This window comes from Amycolatopsis sp. cmx-8-4 (assembly GCF_046548675.1).
Taxonomy (GTDB): Bacteria; Actinomycetota; Actinomycetes; order Mycobacteriales; family Pseudonocardiaceae; genus Amycolatopsis.
The window spans coordinates 344,430-365,191 of record NZ_JAEBDZ010000002.1; the positions used below are offsets into that span (position 1 = coordinate 344,430).

The following is a 20,762-nucleotide window of genomic DNA, read 5'->3' on the forward strand; positions in this document are numbered from 1 at the left end:
TCAGGACGAGACGGCGAGGGGCAGCGTGAAGGCGTTGAGCATCTGCGAGCTGCGGATGAACCGCGGCGGCTCGTCCGGGATCGTGGTGATCCGCGGGAAGCGGTCGAAGAGGATGTCCAGCGCGATCCGGCCCTCGAGCCGGGCCAGGCCGGCCCCGATGCAGTAGTGGATGCCGCGCGAGAACGTCAGGTGCGGGTTCGGGTCGCGGCCCGGGCGGAACTCCGTGGGGTCGTCGAAGACCAGCGGGTCGCGGTTGGCGGCGCCGAGCCAGACCATCACGAGCTGGTCGGCCGGGATCGTCACGCCGCCGACCTCGGCCTCGGCCGTGGTCGCCCGGGACGTCACGGCGAACGGCGGGAGGTAGCGCAGCGACTCCTCCATGACGTCGGGCAGGCGCGAGCGGTCCGCGCGGACGCGGGCGAACTCGTCCGGGTGCGCGTCCAGGCAGAGGATCGTGTTGCCGAGCAGCATGGTCGTGGTCACGTGCCCGGCCAGCAGCAGGACGTCGGCCAGCGTCGCGATCTCCTTGTCGCTGAGCTGCTCCCCCTCGACCTCGGCGTGCACCAGCCCGCTCAGCAGGTCCTCGCGCGGGTGCCTGCGGCGGTCCTCGATGTGCTCGGCCAGGTACTCGCCGAACTCCTTGCGCTGCCGCAGGGTCGTCTCGGTCACCTCCTCCTGGCCCTCGAACCGGCCGACGATCGAGACGTCCTCGGTGGACGTCGACGGGATCAGCGACTCGGCCCAGCGGCGGAACAGGTCGCGGTCGCTCGCCGGGATGCCGAGCAGCTCGGCGATCACGATCACCGGGAGCGGGTAGGCCAGCGCACTGACCAGTTCGAGCCGGTCGGTCACCTTCGCCTCGTCCAGCAGCTCGTGGGTGAGACCCGCGATCCGCGGTTCGAGGTCGGCGAGGACCTTGGGGGTGAAGGCGTGGTTGACGAGCCGGCGCAGCCGGGTGTGGCGCGGCGGGTCGAGGTAGAGCAGCTCCCCGGCCGACGCCTCCTCGATGTCGGCGCCGATCTCCGCGGCCATCAGCCGCATCATGTTGGAGGAGAACAACTTCGGGTTGCTCAGCACCTTCGACGCCTCGGCGTGGCCGTAGACGTTCCACATGCCGCTTTCGGCGTCGAAGGTGACCGGCTGGTCCGCGGTGGTGCCGCGCAGCCAGAACTGCTGTTCGTGGACGCCCCAGGTGTCGAACTCGGTGATCATGCCATCTGTCCTTTCGCTACTCGTGAGAACGCCGCGAGGTGCTGGGCGGCGCCGTCCAGCAGCAGCAGGCCGATCTCGTCGACGTGCCGGTGCCGCCAGGACTCGTGCGGGGTGCCCTTCACCCACTGGTTGAAGGAACCCAGGGCCGGTCCGGTGTGGACCTGGTAGTTGACCTTGTCGTCGCGGCGGCCTTCCAGCGCGATCCGCGCGCTGTAGCCGAAGTAGCGCCGGAAGATCAGCGCCATCTTCTGCTTCGGCTGCTTTTCCGCGCGCTCCACCAGTTCCGCGCGGCCGCTCGCGCGCAGGTGCGCCACGACGTCGGCCCAGACGTCGTCCAGGGGCTTGCGGAAGTAGCTGCGCTCCAGTTGCGCCCGGGTCTTCGCGGGCAGGTCGTCGATGCCGTCGTGGTGGCTGTAGAGCGCGTGGAGCTTGTTGCCGCGCGACGGGAAGAACACGCCCTTGCGCAGCACCTGGACCCGGCTGCCGAGCTCGAACATGTCACCGGCCGGCGCGTAGTCGGTGTCCTGCACATCGATGTCCTGCAGCATGTCCTTGACCGCGTCGCTGGTCGCGGCCTCGACGGTGCACTGGTTGACCGAGCCGGTGAGGACGTAGTCGGCGCCGAGCACGAACGCGGCCGCGACGGCGGCGGGCGTGCCGATCCCACCGGCCAGGCCCATGCAGATCGGCTCGGCGTAGCCGTGTTCGGCCTGCGCCCGGCGGCGAAGTTCGAGCAGCGAGGGCAGCAGCACGGTCGGGATGCCACCGTCGGTGTGCCCGCCGGAGTCGGCCTCGACGGTGACGTCGTGGCTCATCGGCACCCGCCGGGCCAGCTCGGCCTGCTCGGCGGTGATCGCGCCGTCCGTGCGGAGCCGGGCCAGGACCGCCTCCGGCGGCGGGGCCAGGAACGCCGCCGCGACCTCGGGCCGGGACACCTTCGCCAGCACCCGGTGTTCGCACACCGGCTCGCCACCGGGTCCGCGTCGCAGGCCGGTGACGCGGTAGCGCACGAGCGCGGGCGTCATCTGGATGAACGCCGACGCCTCGACCAGCCGGACGCCGTGCCGCAGCAGGACGTCGACGACGGCCTCCTCGCCGGCGGGGTCGTCGTGGTTCGCGATGAAGTTGACGCCGTAGGGCTGATCCCCGGCCAGGGCGGCCTGGATCTCCTTGATCCCGCGCTCGATCTCGGCCGGTTCGCTGCCGCCGGTGCCGAGGAAGCCGAGCATCCCGGCGCGCCCCAGCCGGGTGACCAGGTCCGGCGACGCGATCCCGCGATACATCCCGCCGGCGACGTAGGCGAAACGGAGGCCGTGCCGCGCGCGGAAGGCGGCGCTGCCGAGGTCCTGGGGCCGGAGCACCGGCGCCCGGGACGCGGCCCGCGTCTGCTCGACGAGCTTGCTCAGCACGGTGCCGCCCAGCTCGACGAAGTCCGTGACGCCCGCGTCGAGCAGGTGCCGCACGGTTTCGGTCCAGCGCACCGGCTGCACGATCTGGTCGGCCAGCACCCCGGCCGTGGTCCCGGGCGCGTACGGCCGCGCCGTGGCGTTGGCGATCACCGGCACGTCCGGCGTGCCGAGGTCGAAGGCGTCGAGGAAGCGGCGGAACTCCTGCTGGGCCGGGCGCATCAGCGCGGAGTGGAAGCCGCCGGACACGCGCAGCCGGACCCAGCGGACGCCGCGGTCCCGCAGGAACGTGCCGAGCTCGTCGATCGACTCGGCGTCGCCCGAGACGACGCACTGCTGCGGCGAGTTGTCGTTCGCCACGGACAGGGTGCAGAACTCGCCTTCGCGCACCAGCGCCGTGACCTGGTCGCGGTCGAGGCCGGTGACGGCGATCATGCCGCCGCCCTCGGCGCGGGCCATCAGCTCGCCCCGGCGCCGGACGAGCCGCAGGCCCGTCGCGAAGTCGAACGCGCCGGCCGCGTGCAGCGCGCAGTACTCGCCGAGGCTGTGCCCGGCGTAGAACGCGGGTTGCCCGGCGTTCTGCTCGCGCCACCGCCGGTGAGCCAGCGCCCCGACGACGAACAGCGCCGGCTGGGTGAACTCCGTGCGGTTCAGCTCGCGCCGGGGGTCCTCGAGGCACAGCTCGCGGATCGAGTAGCCGAGCAGGTCGGAAGCCTGGTCGGCCTGCTCCGGGTAGGCGTCGAACAGCTCGCGGCCCATGCCCTTCACCTGGGCGCCCTGGCCGGGGAAGATCACCGCTTTCACGTCAGGCTCCGTTCGAAGTCGGCCAGGCTGATCGCGCCGTCACCGGCCGCCTCGATCAGCTGGGCCAGGAACTCGTCACCGGGATCGACCGGCTCGGGGTCGAGGGACCGGACGCGGAACCCGCGCAGCCGCGCGCAGATCTCGCCGTCGTCGTCGCACAGGTCGACGTCGAGGACGTACTCGCCGGGCACCGCGCCGCCGTCGCTGAACCGGACCACGGCCCACGCCGAGGCGGGCAACGGCCGCAGCACGCGGACCTCGTCGACCGACCGCGGCAGCGTGGCGGGCACGGCTTCGGCGCCGTCGGCGGCGAACAGGCCCAGGGTGGCCTGGAACGCCGCGTCGAGCAGGCTCGGGTGCAGCACGAACGTCTCCGCGCCGGCCTCGGCGGGCAGCCGCAGCCGCGCCACCGCGAGCCGCGAGCCGCTGTGCAGCCGCTCGATCGTCCGCAGCGCGGGGCCGTACCTGAGGTCGAGCCGCTCGAACCGGGCGTAACACTCCGCCGCGTCGAGCACGCTCCCACCGGTTTCTTCGAGCAGCGCCTGGATGTCGTGCCGCGGCGGCGATTCCCCGTCTCCGTCGGTCAGCTCGCCGTGGCCGTGGACGACGGGTTCGCCGTCCGGGCCGGTGGTGAAGACGCGGTAGGACAAGGCGCCGCCATCGGCCGACAGTCCGATGTGGACGTCGGTGGCGCGCTCGACCGGCAGCGGCCGGTCCCAGGTGGCGCTGACGACCGGCCGGGCGCCGCCCGCCAGGTCCGCCGCGGCCCGGGCCATCTCCAGGTAGGCCGCGCCCGGCAGCACCGGGACGCCGCGGACCCGGTGGCCGGCGAGGAAGAACTCGCGGCCGGTGAAGCGCGTGGTGTAGCGCGGGCCGGTCAGGTCCGAGGTGTTGGTGTGCACGAGCGGGTGCAGCTTCGGGGTACCTCCCGCCACCGGGGTGCTCGTGTCGAGCCAGTAGCGCTTCAGCCGGAACGGGTAGGTCGGCAGCGGGATCCGCCGCGGCGCGTCCGGGTGCCACCGGTTCCAGCCGACGTCGGCGCCGCGCACCCAGGCCCGGACCGTGGCCGTCGCATCGGTGCTCTCGGGTGCCGCCGGGACGTCGTCGCGGACGACGCGGCCTGTCACGATCGAGCGGTCCGGTTCGCCGCGCAGCCAGGACTCCAGCCCGGTCGCGAGGTCCTCGACGGTGGCCGCGACGCAGCCGAGCCGCTCGGCGTGCGGCGTGCGCCCGATCTGCGACGTGTAAGCGATCGAGGTGAGGTCGGCGTCGGTGTAAGTGCCCTCGCGCAGGGCCTTGACCCAGTCCGCCACCAGGGTGCGCAGCACCTCCGGGTGGGTCGCGGACAGCACGACCGGCAGCGGCGCCGCGGGCGTCCGGTCCACGGGCGCCGGGACGTACTCCTCGAGCACGATGTGCGCGTTGGCGCCGCCGAAGGCGAACGAACTCACGCCGGCGCGGCGCGGCAGCTCGGCCCCGGCGTCGTCGACCGGCGCCTGCCACGGCTGCTGCTCGCGGACCAGGTAGAACGGCGTCCCGTCGAGCTTGACGTACGGGTTGACCGTGTCGCAGTGCAGGCTCCGCACCAGGGTCCGGTGCTTCATCTGCAGCAGCACCTTGATCATGCCCGCGACGCCGGCCGCGACCTCGAGGTGCCCGATGTTGGTCTTCACCGAGCCGATCCCGCAGTGCGCGCCCGCGACGTCCGCCCCGTCTGTGCTGTCGTAGAGGTCGCGGAAGGCTTCCTTGAGGCCGTTGATCTCGACGGGGTCGCCGAGCTTCGTGCCGGTGCCGTGCGCCTCGATGTAGCCGACGGTGCGCGGGTCGACGCCGGCCTTGCGGTAGGCCGTGCGGATGACCGCGGCCTGCGCCTTCGGGTTCGGCGCGGTCAGCGAGTTCGCGCGGCCGCCGTGGTTTTCGGCGGTGCCGCGGATCAGGCCGTAGACGTGGTCGCCGTCCCGCTCGGCCACCGAAAGCCGCTTCAGGACCAGCATCCCGACACCCTCGCCGCGGGCGTACCCGTCGGCGTCGGCGGAGAACGTCTTGCTCCGGCCGTCTTCGGCGAGCATGCCGGCCTTGCTCATGCTGATGTGCAGGTCCTTGCTGAGCACGGTGTTGACGCCACCGACGATCGCCATGTCGGACGTGCCGTCCTGCAGCGCGCCGACCGCGCGGTGGGTGGCGATGAGCGCGCTGGAGCAGGCGGTGTCGACCGGCTCGCTCGGGCCGTGGACGCCGAGGAAGTAGCTCATCCGGTTGGGCCCGAGGCAGGGCGCGGCCCCGGTGGCGTCGTACGGTTCGACGACCGGCGAGTACTTCGCGACCATCGTCGGGTAACCGGTGCTGGCGGTGCCGACGACGATGGCCATGTCACTGCCTTCGACGGACTCCGCCGCATAACCGGCGTCTTCGAGGGCCTTCCAGGCGTAGAGCAGCATCAGCCGTTGCTGCGGGTCCATCAGCTCGGCCTCGCGCGGCGAGATGTCGAAGAACAGCGGGTCGAAGTCGCCGACGCCGTCCATGAACCCGCCGAACTTGACGTTGCTGGTGTTGGGTTCGGTGATCGGGTCGCCGAAGCACTCGCGCCAGTCCCAGCGGTCGGCCGGGATCTCGCCGATGCAGTCCCGGCCTTCGGCGAGGTTGCGCCAGAACTCGGCGATGTCGTGGGCCATCGGGAACCGGCCGCTCATCCCGATCACGGCGATCGGCTCGGGGCCTTCCTGCGGCTTGGTCTTCGGGACAGCGGGTGCCTTGACGACCGGCTCGGGCTCCGGCCCGGGTTTGGGCGCGACCCGGTCGGCGTGGTGCTCCCGGAGGTAGCCGGCCAGGCCGTTGAGCGTCGGGTACTCGAACAGCAGCGTCGGGTCGAGCGCCAGGCCGTACCGCGCGTTGATCTCCGAGATCAGCTCGGTGAGCGACAGGGAGTCGACGCCGTACTTGCTCAGCTCGCGGCCGCCCTCGATCCGCCCGGCCGGCAGGCGGAGGACGTTCGCCGTCAGCTCCGTCAGCTCGGCCAGCAGGTCCGGCCGCTCTTCCGGCGTCTGCTCCGGCTCCGGCGTCTGCTCCGGCTCCGGCGCCGGTTCCGGCTCTGGTGCCGGTGTCGCGCCGAAGACGTCGCCGTGGTTCTCCGTCAGGTACCCGGCCAGGCCGTCGAGGGTGGGGTACTCGATGAGCAGCGTCGGGACGAGGGTGAGGCCGAACTCCTCGTTGAGCAGGCCGACGTAGTCGACGAGGGAGATCGAGTCGAAGCCGTACTCGCTCAGGTCGACCCCGCCCTCGATCTCGTCGGCGGGGACGTCGAGCAGGCGCGACACGCGGTCGGCCAGCAGCGTCACCAGGCTGTCGGGCATGGTGGTCACCTCCGTTTCGTTGCGCAGCAGGGTCTGTCCGATCCGCGCCCGGTCGCCGTACATCACGAGGACGTGGGGTTCGCCGCTGCCGTAGGCCCGGTGCAGGGCTTCGACGCCGGCCGCCGCGGGCATCGGCAGGATGCCGACGGTCTCCCGCATCGACCGCTCGGTAGCGGCGTCGACGCGCATCCCGCCGTCGGCCCACAGCGGCCAGCCGACGCTGAGCGTCCGCCCGCGCCGCTCCCCCGCGGCGACCAGCGCTTCACGGTGCGCCGCGTACTCGTCGAGGAAGGCGTTGGCCGCGGCGTAGTCGGCCTGGCCCGGGTTCCCGGACGCCGACAGCGACGAGAAGCCGATGAAGAAGTCGAGGTCCAGCCCGGCGGTCGCCTCGTCGAGGTTGACGAACCCCGCGACCTTCGCGGCCAGAACGGCCCGCAGGTCGGCGGCGTCCTTCTTGACGAGGTAGCCGTCCCGCAGCACGCCGGCGCTGTGCAGGACACCGTCGAGGCGCCCGTGCTCGGCCACGACGTCCCGGACGCACCGCTCGACGGCGGCCCGGTCCGTGACGTCCAGCTGCCGGTAGTTCCCGGGCCCGTGCGCCGAACGTCCACAAAGGATGATCGTGGGATCGGCCACGCTGTCGGCGATCTCCTGGGCGAACACCCGCCCGAGACCGCCGGCGCCGCCGGTGATCAGGTAGACGCCGCCGTCACGCCAGGGCCGCACCGAGGGGGCGTCGGCGAGCGGCGTCCGCTGCCGGACCTCACGCCGTCCGGCCGCCTCACGGATGACGACGTCGTCGGTGTCGGCCCTTTCCCGACGCAGCCGGTCCGCGAGGCCGTCGGGTCCGGCCACGACGAGCTGGGTCACGAGCTTCGGGTGCTCGTAGCGCGCGGTGGTCAGCAGCCCGGCGAGCGCCAGGTCCGTGGACCCGTCCGGCACGACGACCTGGACCAGCACCCGCCCCTCCCGGCTCGCGACGACGGCGTCCTGGAGGTGCGCGAGCAGCTGCTCGGCGCGCTGGCTGAACGCGGCGGCGAGATCGCCGCCACCCGGCAGGACGGTGCAGGTCGCCCCGAGATCACCCAGGTCGACGGGGTCGAGCCCGGCGAGCAGCACGTCATGCCGCACGAACTCCGGCGCGGCGGCGATCGGCGCGGCCGGGAGCCAAGCGGAACGGGCCAGCACCAGCTCCCCGGCCTCGATGGCCGGCTCGTCACTCACGACCTGGTCGTCGACGGGTGCGGGCTCCTTCTTCTCCGGCGCGGGCAGCTCGCGGAACGTGAAGCCCAGCAGCCGCACGCACACCTCGCCCGCCTCGTCGCACAGGTCGATGTCCAGCCGCCGGACGGTGCCCGGGCGGTCGTTGGCCGACGGGCGGATCACCGCCCAGCCCGCCACCGGGGTCGCGGCGTGCACGCGGACCTCCGTCAGCGCGAACGGCAGCGCCGCCGTCACCTCGTCCGCGCCCTCCGCCAGCGCGAGGCCGAGCGTCGACTGCAGCGCGGAGTCGAGCATCGCCGGATTGACGGTGAAGCCGTCGCCGGCCGCGGCGGGGCGCCGCAACCGCGCGACGATCAGGCCGTCGCCGATCTCCAGCCGCTCGATGCCGCGCATCGCCGGGCCGAGGCCCATCTCCGTGTCCTCGTACAGCGCGTAGCAGGCGGCCCGGTCGAGCGTGCGCCGCGTGCACTTCGCCCGCAGCGCGGCGATGTCCACCTTCGGCGGTGCCGCCGCGACAGTCGGCTCGACGCGCCCCTGGCCGTGCGTCTGCGTCTCACCGCCGGTGGTCGTCGTGATCCGGTAGGCCAACCCGCCGTCCTGCGGGTCGAGGACGACCTCGGCGGTCGTCGGACCGGTGATCCGCGCCGGCCGCGTCCAGACGACGTTGCGCAACGCCACCCCGGTCCGGCCGAACCCTTCGGCCTCCGCGGCGGCTCGCGCCAGCTCCAGGTACGCGACGCCCGGCAGCACCGGCGTCCCGGACACCCGGTGGTGGTCCAGGAAGAACTCGCGCCCGGTCAGCTCGACGACGGGCCCGTCGAATCCCTTGTGGACAGTCGGGGGAGCCTCGTCGATCCAGTACCGCTCCCCGCCGAACGGGTAGCCCGGCAGCGGCACCACCCGGAACCCGGCGCCGAACCACGCGCCCAGCGACGAGACCTCGCCCCGCACGTACCGCGCGGCCACCTCGGCCGGCGTCAGACCGTCCACAGCGGACACTTCGGGCCGGTCGCCGGGCACGGAGCCGGTGACGACCGTGTCCGCCCGGCCGTCGCGCAGCCAGGCCCGCATGGCGTCGATCCACGCGGCCCGGTCCGGCGCGACGCACGCCCAGCGCACGTTCTCCGGCCGGCGTCCGACGGCGAGGGTGTAAGCGGCATCGCCGAGGTCGACGTCGTGGGATTCGACGTGGGCCAGCACCCGTTCGACGTGGCTGCGCAACGCCGTCTCGTCCTGCGCGGACAGCACGACCAGCCACTCGTCCCGCGCGGCGTGCGTCGCCTCGGAGCCCGGCGCCTCCTCGACGACGAGGTGCGCGTTGGTCCCGCTGGCGCCGAACGAACTCACGCCCGCACGCCGCGGCCCGGACTCCGGCGACGGCCACTCGCGCAGCGACGTGGGCACGTAGAACGCGCTGTCCGCCAAGGGGATCGCCGGGTTGGCCCGGCCGAAGTGCAGCGACGGCGGCACCTGCCGGTGGTGCAGCGCGAGCAGCGCCTTGATCGTGCCGGCGACCCCCGCCGTGAACTGTGTGTGCCCGACGTTCGTCTTGATCGACCCCAGCGCGCACCCACCCGCGGGCGCGCCGGTGAACGCCTCCGAGAGCGCCCCGAACTCGATCGGGTCGCCGAGCGGGGTGCCGGTGCCGTGGGCCTCGATCAGCTGGACGCCGCCCGGGCGCACGCCGGCGTCGCGGTGGACCTGGCGGACCAGGTCCTCCTGGGCCTGGGCGCTCGGTGCGGTGATGCCGTTGGTGGCGCCGTCCTGGTTGACGCCGGAGGCGCTGATCACGCCGTAGACGTGGTCGCCGTCGCGGACCGCGTCGGACAGCCGCTTCAGGACCAGGACGCCGGCGCCCTCGCCGGGCACCATGCCGTCGGCGGACGCGTCGAAGGTGCGGCAGCGCCCGGTCGGCGAGAGCATCTTCGCGGTCGACGAGTACTCGTAGAGCCGCGGTGTCGCCTGGACGAACACGCCGCCGGCCAGGGCCATCGACACCGTGCCGAGCCGCAGGCTGTCGCACGCCAGGTGGATGGCGACGAGCGAGCTGGAGCACGCCGAGTCGACGGCGATCGCGGGCCCGGACAGGTCGAGCAGGTACGAGATCCGCGACGCGATGACCGAGGCCATGTTGCCCCACATGGTCTGCGGGGGCTTCTCGCCGCCGATCAGCTGGTGGTAGTCGCCCGGGTAGGCGCCGACGTAGACGCCGCACGCGCGGTCGGTGAGCCGCTCCCCCGCGTACCCGGCGTCCTCCAGCGCGTGCCAGCACTCTTCGAGGAAGACGCGCTGCTGCGGGTCGGTGTGCACCGCCTCGGTGCCGGAGACGCTGAAGAACAGCGCGTCGAACCGGGCCGGGTCGTCGAGGAAGCTGCCGTACTGGCGGCCCGCCTTCGGGCCCAGCTTCCCGGCGAGGTCCCAGCGGGTGACGTCGCCGACCAGGTCGTCGCCGGCGGCGAGGTGGTTCCACAGGCTCTCGGCGTCCGGGCTGTCGGCGAACCGGGCGGCCAGCCCGACGACGGCGATCGGCTCGTGGGGCCTCGGTCCGGTGGGCAGGGCGCTCGCCGGCGTCACGCCGCCGGCCCAGGCCGCGCGGCGCTGGAACGGGTACGTCGGCAACGGCGTCCGGCGGCCCGTGAACTCGGCGTCGAGCTTGCCGCCTTCGCTCCACCGCGCCCGGATGTCCTCGAGTTCGGCAGCGGCGGGGACGGTCCCGTCCGCCAGCCAGTTTTCCAGCTGCCGTACCAGAGTCTCGCGGTCGGTGGCCGCGAAGGCGACGCGCTGGGCGAAGTGGGCCCGGCCGTGCGCAAGGGTGTAGGCGACGTCGGCGAGCACCGCGTCCGGGTGCGCGGTCAGGTGCTCGGCCAGGCCTTCGACCAGTAGCCGAAGGGCTTCCGGCCGGGGCGCGGACAGCAGGAACAGCCGCTCACGGCCGTCGTCACCGCGCGGTGTGGTCGCGGGCGGCTCCTCGACGACGAGGTGCGCGTTGGTGCCGCTGAACCCGAACGAGCTCGTCGCGGCGACCAGCTTGCCGCGGCCGTTCGGCTCCCACGGCGTCAGCTCCGTGGTGACGTGGAAGGGGCTGCCGTCGAGGCGGATCGCGGGGTTGGTCTCGTCGTGGTGCAGCGACGGCGGGAGCGTCCGGTGCCGCATGGCGAGGACGATCTTGAGCAGGCCCGCGACGCCCGCGGCCGACATCGTGTGGCCGATGTTCGTCTTCACCGTGCCTAGGGCGCAGCCGCGGGACCCTTCGGCCGCGCCGAACGCGCCGACCAGCGCCGCGGTCTCGATCGGGTCGCCCAGCTTGGTGCCGGTGCCGTGCGCCTCGACCAGGCCGATCTCGGCCGGGTCGATGCCGAACCGCTCGTGCACCTCGCGGATGAGCCGTTCCTGCGACGCCGCGCTCGGCGCGGTGATCCCGTTGGTCGCACCGTCCTGGTTGATGCCGGAACCGCGGATGACGGCGTGGACGTGGTCGCCGTCGGCGAGCGCGTCGGAAAGCCGCCGGAGCACGACGACACCGACGCCCTCACCGGGGACGAAGCCGTCGGCGGCCGCGTCGAAGGTGTGGCAGCGGCCGGTCGGGGACAGCATCCCCGCGCGGCCCGCCGTCAGGTAGGTCTTCGGCGTGGTCTGCACGGCGACACCGCCGGCGACCGCGAGGTCCGTCTCGCCGCTCCACAGCCCCTGGCAGGCGAGGTGGATGGCGACCATCGAGCTGGAGCAGGCCGTGTCGACGGCGATCGCGGGCCCGCGCAGGTTCAGGTGGTAGGCGACCCGGGCGGGCACGATCGACGGCGCGTTGCCCCAGGCCGCCTGTGCGGGCGGGCGCTCGTCGAACCAGGCGGTGTAGTCGCCGCCGGTGCAGCCGACGTAGACGCCCGCGCGCTTGCCGTCGAGCGCGTCGCCGACGTAGCCGGCGTTCTCCAGCGCCGTCCACGCCTCTTCCAGGAACAGGCGTTGCTGGGGGTCGGTGTAGGCGGCCTCGCGGCCGGACATCTTGAAGAAGCGGGCGTCGAACTCGTCGATGCCGTCGAGGAAGCTGCCTTCCCGGCAGGCGACGTCCGTCCACTCGGGACCGGAGACGTCCCAGCGTTCGATCGGGCCGACCAGGTCGTCGCCGTCGGCGAGGTGCCGCCAGAGCGCGTCGAGGTCGGGTGACCGCGCGAACCGGCCGCTGATACCGACGATGGCGATCGGGTCTGTCTGTCCCGGTTCCGGTTCCGGTGCCGCGGTGGGGACGGTGGGCTGGTGGCTTTCGGCGATGTGCGCGGCGAGCAGCTCGACGCTGCGGTGGTCGAAGATCACCGTGGTGAGCAGGTCGAGGCCGAGGGACTCGTTGAGCTGCTGGACGAACCCCGCGCCGACGATCGAGTCGAGGCCGTAGTCGGCGAACGCCCGGGCCGGGTCGATCGCGGTCTCGGCCATCCGCAGTGCGTCGGCGAGCTTCTCGAGGACCACGGCGGCGATCGACGTCGTTTCCCCTGCGGGCGCCGGTTCTTCCGCCGGCGCGGGTGCCTCGACCACGCGCGGCCCGCGGGCGACGCCGTCGCTGTGGGCGACGACGATCTGCTGCCCGAGCGGCTCGGCGTCGGACGCCGGGTTCGCGACGCCGGTGAAGCCCTCCTGCGCCAGCACCGCGGCCCAGCCGGCCGGGGACAGCGCCGGGCTGCCGGGGACGCGCAGCTCGGCGTCGGTGTGCGTCCACCAGCCGTCGAGCAGGCCGAACGTCAGGTGGTTGACGAGGTAGAACCCGCTGATCTCGTTGAGCGCCAGCAGGCCGTTGCCGCGCAGCAGGGCCTTGACGCTGCGCAGCGTCGCGCGGACGTCGGCGGTGGTGTGCAGGACGTTGGCCGCGATGACGACGTCGAACGCGCCGGTGTCGAGGCCCTGCCCGTGCGGCGGCTCGGCGACGTCGAAGACCTGGTAGGTCAGGAAGTCGTGGTCGAAGGCGTCCTCGGCGCAGTGCAGGAAGGCGCGCGAGACGTCGGTGAAGCAGTACTCGGCGAGCGGCAGCCCGGCGCGGGTCAGCCGGTCGAGGACCACGCGGGTGGTCCCGCCGGTGCCCGCGCCGACCTCGAGGACGCGCAGCCGCGCACCGGGCTCGGCGGCGAGGCGCGCCCGCAGGAAGCCGGCGACGTGGTCGGCCAGGACGGCGTTGAAGTGGTCGGCGACCCGGTTGTCCCGGTAGACGCCCTCGACCAGCGCGAAGGAGCCGTTCGGGAACAGGACGTCGGTGGCGAGGACGTCGCCGCGCAGCACGGCGGGCAGGGCGGGCACGGTCCGGCCGAGCAGGTCGAGGGGCGTGCGCAGGTCGGGGTTGGCCGCGGCCCAGCGTTCGGCGTCGCGCCGCCACCCGGCGCGGCAGGTCTCGGCGTCCGGTCCCGGGATCCACTGTCCGGAATCGTCGACCAGGCCGTGGTCGGTGAGCACCCGCAGCATCGGCGGCAGCCAGCCGGCGAACCGCTCGTCGGCACCGGTGAGGGCGGCTTCCCGCAGCTCGGCGGCGACCCAGCGGGCCAGGGCTGCGTCGATCTCGGCGGGCACCGGACCGGCCTGGTAGGTGGCGAGCGCGTCGGGCAGCTTCGGCGCGGCGGGTTCGGCCGGGGTGGCCACCGCGTGCGGCTCGATCACCGCGGTCTCCCCGGTGAGCACGCCTTCGACCGGCAGGGGCCGGCCGAGCCGCAGGAACCCGATCTGGTCGAGCGGCCCGGCGAGCAGTCCCTCGACGGCGGCCATCGCGGTCGCGGGCTCGATCGGCGCGAGACCGAGGGCGGCCATGCCGTCGAGGAGGTCGTCGGTGACGTTGCCCCAGTAACCCCAGTTGACGGTCTTCACGCGGCAGCCGAGGGCGTCGCGCAGGCCGTCGGCCGCCGCGTCCACGTAGGCGCAGGCCGCGGCGTAGTGCGCCTGGTCGGCGTTGCGGATGAAACTGACCAGCGACGACACCAGCAGCACGAAGTCGAGGCCGGCATCGGCGAAGACGTCGGCGAAGTGCACGCACGGGTCCACTTTGGACTTGAGTGTCGCTTCGAGGTCCGGCTCGCCCAGCTGGGCGAGCGGGGTGTGGCTGAAGGTCATGGCCAGGTGGACGACGCCGTCGATCCGGCCGTGGCGGCGGAGGACGTCGTCACGGACGTGCCGCAGCTCGGTCGGGTCGGCGACGTCGGCCTGCAGGTACTCCGCGGCGATCCCGGCGCGCCGGGCCCGGATCCCGTCGTCCTCGGGGCGGCGGCCGACCCAGACGAGCCGGGCGTCGTAGGTGCGGGCCAGGTACTCGCTGAGCACGACGCCGAGGTCCCCGGCGCCACCGGTGAGGACGTACACCCCGCCGCGCCGGAACGCGGCGGCCGTGGCGGCCTGCTCGACCGGCACCAGCCGGCGACGCAGCCACTGGCCACCGGTGCGCCGGAAGGGATGGGCGCGGCGGTCGGCGGGCAGCCCGAACACCTCCGCGGCGGGGAAGGGCTCGCCGGCGGTGAGGTCGACGGCTCGGACCCGCCACCGCGGCTGTTCCTTGGCGAGCCCGCCGACGAGCCCGTGCAGGCCGGCCTGGGCCGGGTCCCGGGTGAACGCGTCGTGGGTGACGAGGGTCAGCTCGAAGTCGCGGTCGCCGTGGGTCGCCTGCAGCCGGTTGAGAATGCGGAACAGCTGCCGGGTCGCGCGGCGGTGTTCCTCGATGCGCTCGGCCGCGGTACCTCCGGCACGGGTCGGCACCTTCACGACGACCCGGTCGACGTCGCCATCGTCCTCGGTGGACACTTCGGTCCCGGACGCCCGGATCGCCTCGGCGTCGTCGGCGGACAGCCCGATCGCGAGCACGGCGCTACCGGACACGACATCGGCGGGCCGGTGCGGCTCCCAGACCGGGCAGACGGTGAGGTCGCCGGCGGGAAGGTCACCACCCGCGGCGGACACAGCGGCGGGTGATGCCGGAACGGCAGACGCGGCGGCAGCCTTGCGCACCACAGGAACCGATGCCCCGGCAGGCGCTGCCCGCCTCGCTTGCGTCGCGACCGGCCCCGCCGCCGCGAAGGGCGAAGCAACCTCCGCCTGGGTCGCAGGACCTGCCGGCCCAGCCTGCGCAGCAACCGTCGCCGACCCAGTGCGCCCGGCCCGCACCGCAGGCGCGGCCCCGGTGTGCTTCCGGCTCCCCGGCAGCACATCCGTGTACCAGTACCGCTCCCGGGCGAACGGGTACGTCGGCAACCCCACCCGGCGCGGGCGCGGGCCGCCGGTGTGCAGGCGGGACCAGTCCACCTCCACACCGCCCACCCAGGCCTCGGCGAGCGGGGCCAGCTTGCCGCGCGCACCCCAGCGGACCAGGGTTTCCTGGAAGTCGTCGTCCGCGGCCAGCGCCGCCAGCGTGCCCGAAAGCCCGGTGCCCGCGAACGTGTCCGGGGGCAGTTCCGCGCCGCTGACGTAGGCGTCCAAAGCGGACACCAGGGCCTCGATCGAATCCGTCACCGTCGCGAAGCGGGCCGGCATCGGCTCGCGGCCGACCTGGAGGGTGTAGGCGATGTCGGCCAGGTCGGCGTCGGTCCGCGTGCTCAGGTCGTCGCGCAGGCGGGCCGCGGCCTCGCGCAGCCGGTCTTCGTCCAGCGCCGACAGCACCACGGCCTGCGCCGCGGCTGGTCCTTGCGCACGTTCGGACACGATGTACTCCTCGACGAGAAGGTGGGCGTTGGCTCCGCCGGCGCCGAACGCCGAGACCACCCCGGCGCGCGGCACACCGCCGTCGCGCGGCCACGGCGCGGCGTCGCGCTGCAGCACGAACGGCGTGGCGCTGAAGTCGATCTCCGGGTTGACGCGCCCGGCGTGCAGCGACGGCGCGAACGTGCCGTGCCGCATCTGCAGCAGCACCTTGCTCAGCCCGGCGACGCCGGCCGCCGCTTCCAGGTGGCCGATGTTCGACTTGACCGAGCCGAGCGCGCAGAACTCGCGATCGCCGGCGAACTCGCCGAACGCCGCGGTCAGGCCGGCGATCTCGATCGGGTCGCCGAGCGGGGTGCCGGTGCCGTGCGCCTCGACGTAGCCGATGCGCCGCGGGTCCACCCCGGACTTGCGGTAGACCTGCCGGATCACCGCGCCCTGCGCCCGCGGGTTCGGCACGGTGAAGCCGTGGGTGTGGCCGCCGTGGTTGACGGCGCTGCCCCGGATGACACCGAGGATGCGGTCGCCGTCGGCCTCCGCGTCGGCGAGCGGGCGCAGCAGCACGGTGCCGACGCCTTCGCCGGGCACGTAGCCGTCGCCGCCCTCGCCGAAGCTGCGGCACCGGCCGTCGCTCGCGGCGAACTGGGTCTGCCCGATCATCAGGTACTTGCTCGGGTGCAGCGACAGGTTGACGCCGCCGGCCAGCGCCGCGCCGCATTCGCCGCGCCGCAGCGCGGCACAGGCGAGGTGGATCGCGGACAGCGCGGAGGCGCACATGGTGTCGACGGCGATGCTCGGGCCGCTCGCGTCGAAGAAGTACGAGACGCGGTTCGCGATCGACGCCAGACTCCCGGGCACGACGATCGGTTCCCCGCGCACCGCTTGTTCGGCGCCGTAGAGCTGGTACTCGGTGTACATCGCGCCGGCGAACACCCCGACGTCACCCGCGTCTTCGCCGACGCGCGCCCGGGCGGCGGCCCGCAGGGAATCCCGCGTGTGGCCGGCGTCCTGCAGCGCTTCGTAGGCGGACTCCAGGAACAGCCGCTCCTGGGGGTCCATTGTGGACGCCGCGCCGGGCGAGATGCCGAAGAACAGGGGGTCGAACTCGTCGACGCCGTCGAGGAAGCCGCCCCACTTGGCGTAGGTCTTGCCGGGGGCGCCGCGGCGCGGGTCGTAGTAGCGGTCGTGGTCCCAGCGGTCGCCGGGGATCTCGGTGACGGAGTCGGTGCCGGCGAGGAGGTTGGCCCAGAACTCGCTCAGGTCCCGCGCGCCCGGGTAGCGCCCGGCCATGCCGATGATGGCGATGGGCGGTTCTTCGTCCGGCCGGGCCGCGGGCACGGAGTCGGCGACCGGGGCCGGTGCCGATTCCACGACCTGCGTCGAGGCGGCTTCCGGCACCTCGGACTCCTGCGCTGCGGCGACGCCGACCAGGGCGGCGAGCGCGTCCGGCTGGGTCTCGGCGAAGTGGCGCGCCAGCCCGTCGATCGTGCGGACCTCGAAGAACAGCGTGCTGCCGACGTTGTCGAGGTCCTTGCGCACCGCCTCGGTCAGCTGGACCACCAGGATCGAGTCGATGCCGTACCGGTCGAACGTCACGTCGGCGCGCACCGAGGCCACCGGCAGCTGCAGCACGTCCGCGACGAGCGCGCGGAAGTGGTCACGCGCCCGCTCCAGCAGCTCGGTCTCCCGATCCGGGCTCGCCGTGACAGGAGCGGGAGCGGGAGCAGGCGTGACGGCGACCGGGACGGGTTCGTCGGCGACCGGCGAGAAGGCGGACCCACCAGCCCGGACCGGCTGCCGCACCACGCCGTCGCTCTCGGCCACGAACACCTGCTGCCCGAGGTCGTCCGCGCCCTCCGCGGCGATGAACGCCGGATGGAAGCCCGTCTCCTCCAGGGCGCGCAACCAGTCGCGCGGGGTCAGGCCGGGCGAGCCGGAGATGCGCAGGGCCGGGTCGTCGTAGCGCCACCAGCCGTCCAGGAGGCCGAACGTGAGGTGGCTGAAGAACACGTTGTCGCTCAGTTCGTTGAGCAGCAGGACGCCGTTCGCGCGCAGGGCCGCTTTCGTGTTCGTCAGCGTGGCGCGGATGTTGCGCGTCGCGTGCAGCACGTTCGTCGCGACCGCGACGTCGAAGCCGCCGAACCCCTCCGCCAGGGGCTTCTCGATGTCGACGATCCGCGGGTCGAGGTACGGCGCGAGCGACCCGTACGCCCGGCGCGCGTGCAGCAGGAACGCCTTGGAAAGGTCGGTGTAGCAATAGGTTTCGATGTTGTCCCGCCACGGCGCCAGCCGCCGGAACAGGACCGCGCTCGTGCCGCCCGTGCCCGCGCCGATCTCCAGGATCCGCAGCCGGGCCGCGGGATCCGCCGCCACGCGGGTGCGGACGTGCTCGACCAAGGTGTCCGCGAGGACGTCGTTGAAGTAGTCCGCCACCGGGTTGTTCCGGTAGACGGCCTCGACCAGTTCGAGGGAGGACTTCGGGAACATGACGTCGGTCGCGGGACGGCGGCCGGTCAGGATGTCGGGCAGCGCGCGCACGGTCGTGTCGACCAGCACCGCCTGGGGACGCTTGCCCTCGCTCGCCAGCCACGGCGCCCGGTCGGCGTCCCAGCGGCGCCACGCCTCGGCGACGTCCACCGGGGACGGGGAGACGGCCTCGTAGCGGTCGTCGGCCGAGCGCAGCAGGCCGGTGCGGACGAAGACGTCCAGGGTGTGCGTCAGCCAGCGCGAGTACCGCGGCTCGATCCCGCCGGCCGCGAGCAGCTCGGCGGCCGTGCCCGGACGGCTGAACAGGCCCAGGTCGCGCAGCAGCGCCCAGGTGATCCGGACGAGCGCGGCCTCCATGGACCGCCCGTGGCCGTCGGCGGCGACGCGCACGCGCTCGATGTCCGCGCTCCGGTCGGGCCGCGCCGCGAGCAGATCGGCGACCGGCGAGGCGGAACCACCCGGCAACGCCGTGAGCGCGCTGTCCTCGTAGAACGCGGCGATGCTGCGGGCGTCGGCCGCCTTCAGCAGCGCCAGCCGGTCGAACGGCGACGTCAGCAGGCGGTCGAACGCGGCCATGCCCTCCGCCGGTTCGATCGAGCCGAGGCCGAGGCGCGCCATCCGCTGCCGGTAGCCGTCTTCGGCGACGATGCCGACGCCGCCCCAGTAACCCCAGTTCATCACCTTCACCGGGCAGCCGAGCCGCTCGGTGAGCTGGTCGGCGTAGGCGTCGGCGAAGGCGCAGCCCGCCGCGTAGTTGGCCTGGCCGGGCGCGGTGAAGAACGCCTGCATCGACGAGAAGAACGCGACGAACTCCAGGGGCTGGTCCGCGAAGACCTCGGCCAGGTTGACGGCGATGTCCGCCTTGGCCGCGTAGGTCGTGCGGAAGCGCTCCTCGTCCATCCGCGCGACGCTCTGGTCGCCCAGCACGATCGCGGTGTGCAGCACGCCGTGCACCGGCCCGTGCCGCTCGACGATCTGCGCGCACGCCCGGCGCAGATCGTCCACATCGGACGCGTCGGCGCGCACGTAGTCCGGCTTCGGGCCGAACGCGGCGAGCCGCTCTTGGCCGGCGGCGATCCCGGCGTCGAGCGGACGGCGGCCGATCCAGACGACCTGGGTACCGTGGCGGCGCAGCAGGTGTTCGGTCCACACGGTGCCGATGCCGCCCGCGCCGCCGATCGCGACGACAACGCCACCGGGCGCCGACGGTGTGTCGGACGGCGTGTCGGCGACTTCCAGCAGCCGCGGCCGGAACCACTCGCCGTGCCGCCGGGCGACGACGACGCCGTGCGGGCCGGCGGGCGGGTTCGCCACCGCGTCCCACGGCACCGGCTCGCCCGCGGCGACGTCGACGATCCGCACCTGCCAGTGCGGGTACTCCTTCGCGACGGAGCCGAGCAGGCCGTGCACGCCGGCGTGCGTGGCGTCGAGGGTCCGGTCGCCCGGCACCCGGCACGCCTGCCGGGTGACCGCGGTGAAGCCGATCTCGCGGCCGTCCGCACCGTCGTTCAAGAGGGCCTTGACCAGCCGGAAGACGCTCAGGACGCCGTCACCGGACGGCAGCCAGAAGACGTGGTCGACGTCGGCGGGAAGGTCTCCGTCGAGCAAGGTCGCGCCGGGGAACGCGGCCAGGAAGGCGTCCCGGTCGGCCGCGTCGCCCCCGGCGAGGACCAGGCGGGAGCCGACCGCGGGCTCTTCGGCACCGGAGACCGCGTCCCACACCGGGGCGAGCAGCGCCGTGCGCGAGGACGACGTCTCGGCGACGCGGCGGAAGGCGAGCCCACGCAGGCGGACCGCGACGCGGCCGGCGTCGTCGCAGACGTCGATGTCCACTGTGGTCACTTCGGCACCGTCGGTGGCGCGCCGGACGTGGGCCCACATCGTCTCGGCGGTGGGCGTGAGGATGTCGACGGCGTCGACCGCGAACGGCAGCGCGGGCCGGCCGTCGCGCTCGGCCAGCGCACCGGTCGGGTCGCCGAACAGGCCGACGACGGCCTGGACCGCGCTGTCGAGCAACGCCGGGTGCACGGCCAGGTCGGCGCCACGGGCGGCGGCGGGCACGACGAGCTTGGCCAGCACTTCGCCGTCGCCGACGGCGAGCCCGTCGAGGGCCCGCAGCCGGGCGCCGTGGCGGATGCCGACGGCGTCGAGCGCGGCGCGGCACTGCTCCGCGGTGAGCGACCGGGCGGTGCACCGCGCACGAACGGCGTCGAGCGGCACGCTATCGGCGGGTTCCGGCTCGGTGTAACGGCCCTGGGCGTGGACGTCGGTGGCGTCACGCCGGATGCGGAAGGCGCCACCGTCACGCTCGACGGTGAGATCGGCGCCGGTGACGTCCACGGGGAAGGGTGCGCTCCAGACGAGATCGCGCAGACCGGCCGGTGTGAACGCGACGCCCGGCGTCACGGCGCGCCGCGCGAACTCCAGGGAGAGGACGGCGGGCAGGACCGCCTGGCCGTTGACGTGGTGGTCGGCGAGGAAGAACTCCTCCCCGGTGAGCCGGACCCGGTAGACGGGGGGCGCCAGGTCCGCTGGGTGGGGTCGTGAGTGGTAATTCGGGTTAGAACCCGAATTACCACTCACGACAAGCCGCGGCAGACCCTCGGACGGCACGGCCGCCGGCCAG

General features: G+C 73.6%; 3 protein-coding genes (1 of these 3 only partly in view). All 3 read right to left on the minus strand.

Features of this window, described 5'->3' with window-relative positions:
- Tightly spaced (each overlapping or abutting the next), the 3 genes in view from ACLJQZ_RS04530 to ACLJQZ_RS04540 form a layout consistent with a single transcriptional unit that may run on beyond the window.
- Positions 1–1,212 carry a cytochrome P450 gene (locus ACLJQZ_RS04530; RefSeq protein WP_410618753.1) on the minus strand — a complete coding sequence of 404 codons (1,212 nt, stop codon included), beginning with the start codon at positions 1,210–1,212 and terminating at the stop codon, positions 1–3.
- On the minus strand, positions 1,209–3,422 hold the full coding sequence (gene fabD, locus ACLJQZ_RS04535) for an ACP S-malonyltransferase (RefSeq protein ID WP_410618755.1): 2,214 nt from the start codon (positions 3,420–3,422) through the stop codon (positions 1,209–1,211). The genes ACLJQZ_RS04530 and fabD overlap by 4 nt, the downstream gene beginning before the upstream one ends.
- Positions 3,419–20,762, minus strand: partial view of an SDR family NAD(P)-dependent oxidoreductase gene (locus tag ACLJQZ_RS04540; RefSeq protein WP_410618757.1) — the 3' portion only. 5,219 nt of this gene lie beyond the right edge of the window; the window shows 17,344 of its 22,563 coding nt (coding positions 5,220–22,563); its start codon lies off the right edge, out of view — the gene reads right to left on this strand; its stop codon occupies positions 3,419–3,421. Before ACLJQZ_RS04540 ends, fabD begins: the two co-directional genes overlap by 4 nt.

What these genes read in the sequence shown, in the direction of transcription:
- ACLJQZ_RS04530 (WP_410618753.1), bottom strand. Translation starts at nt 1,212, where the DNA reads ATGATCACCGAGTTCGACACCTGGGGCGTCCACGAACAGCAGTTCTGG.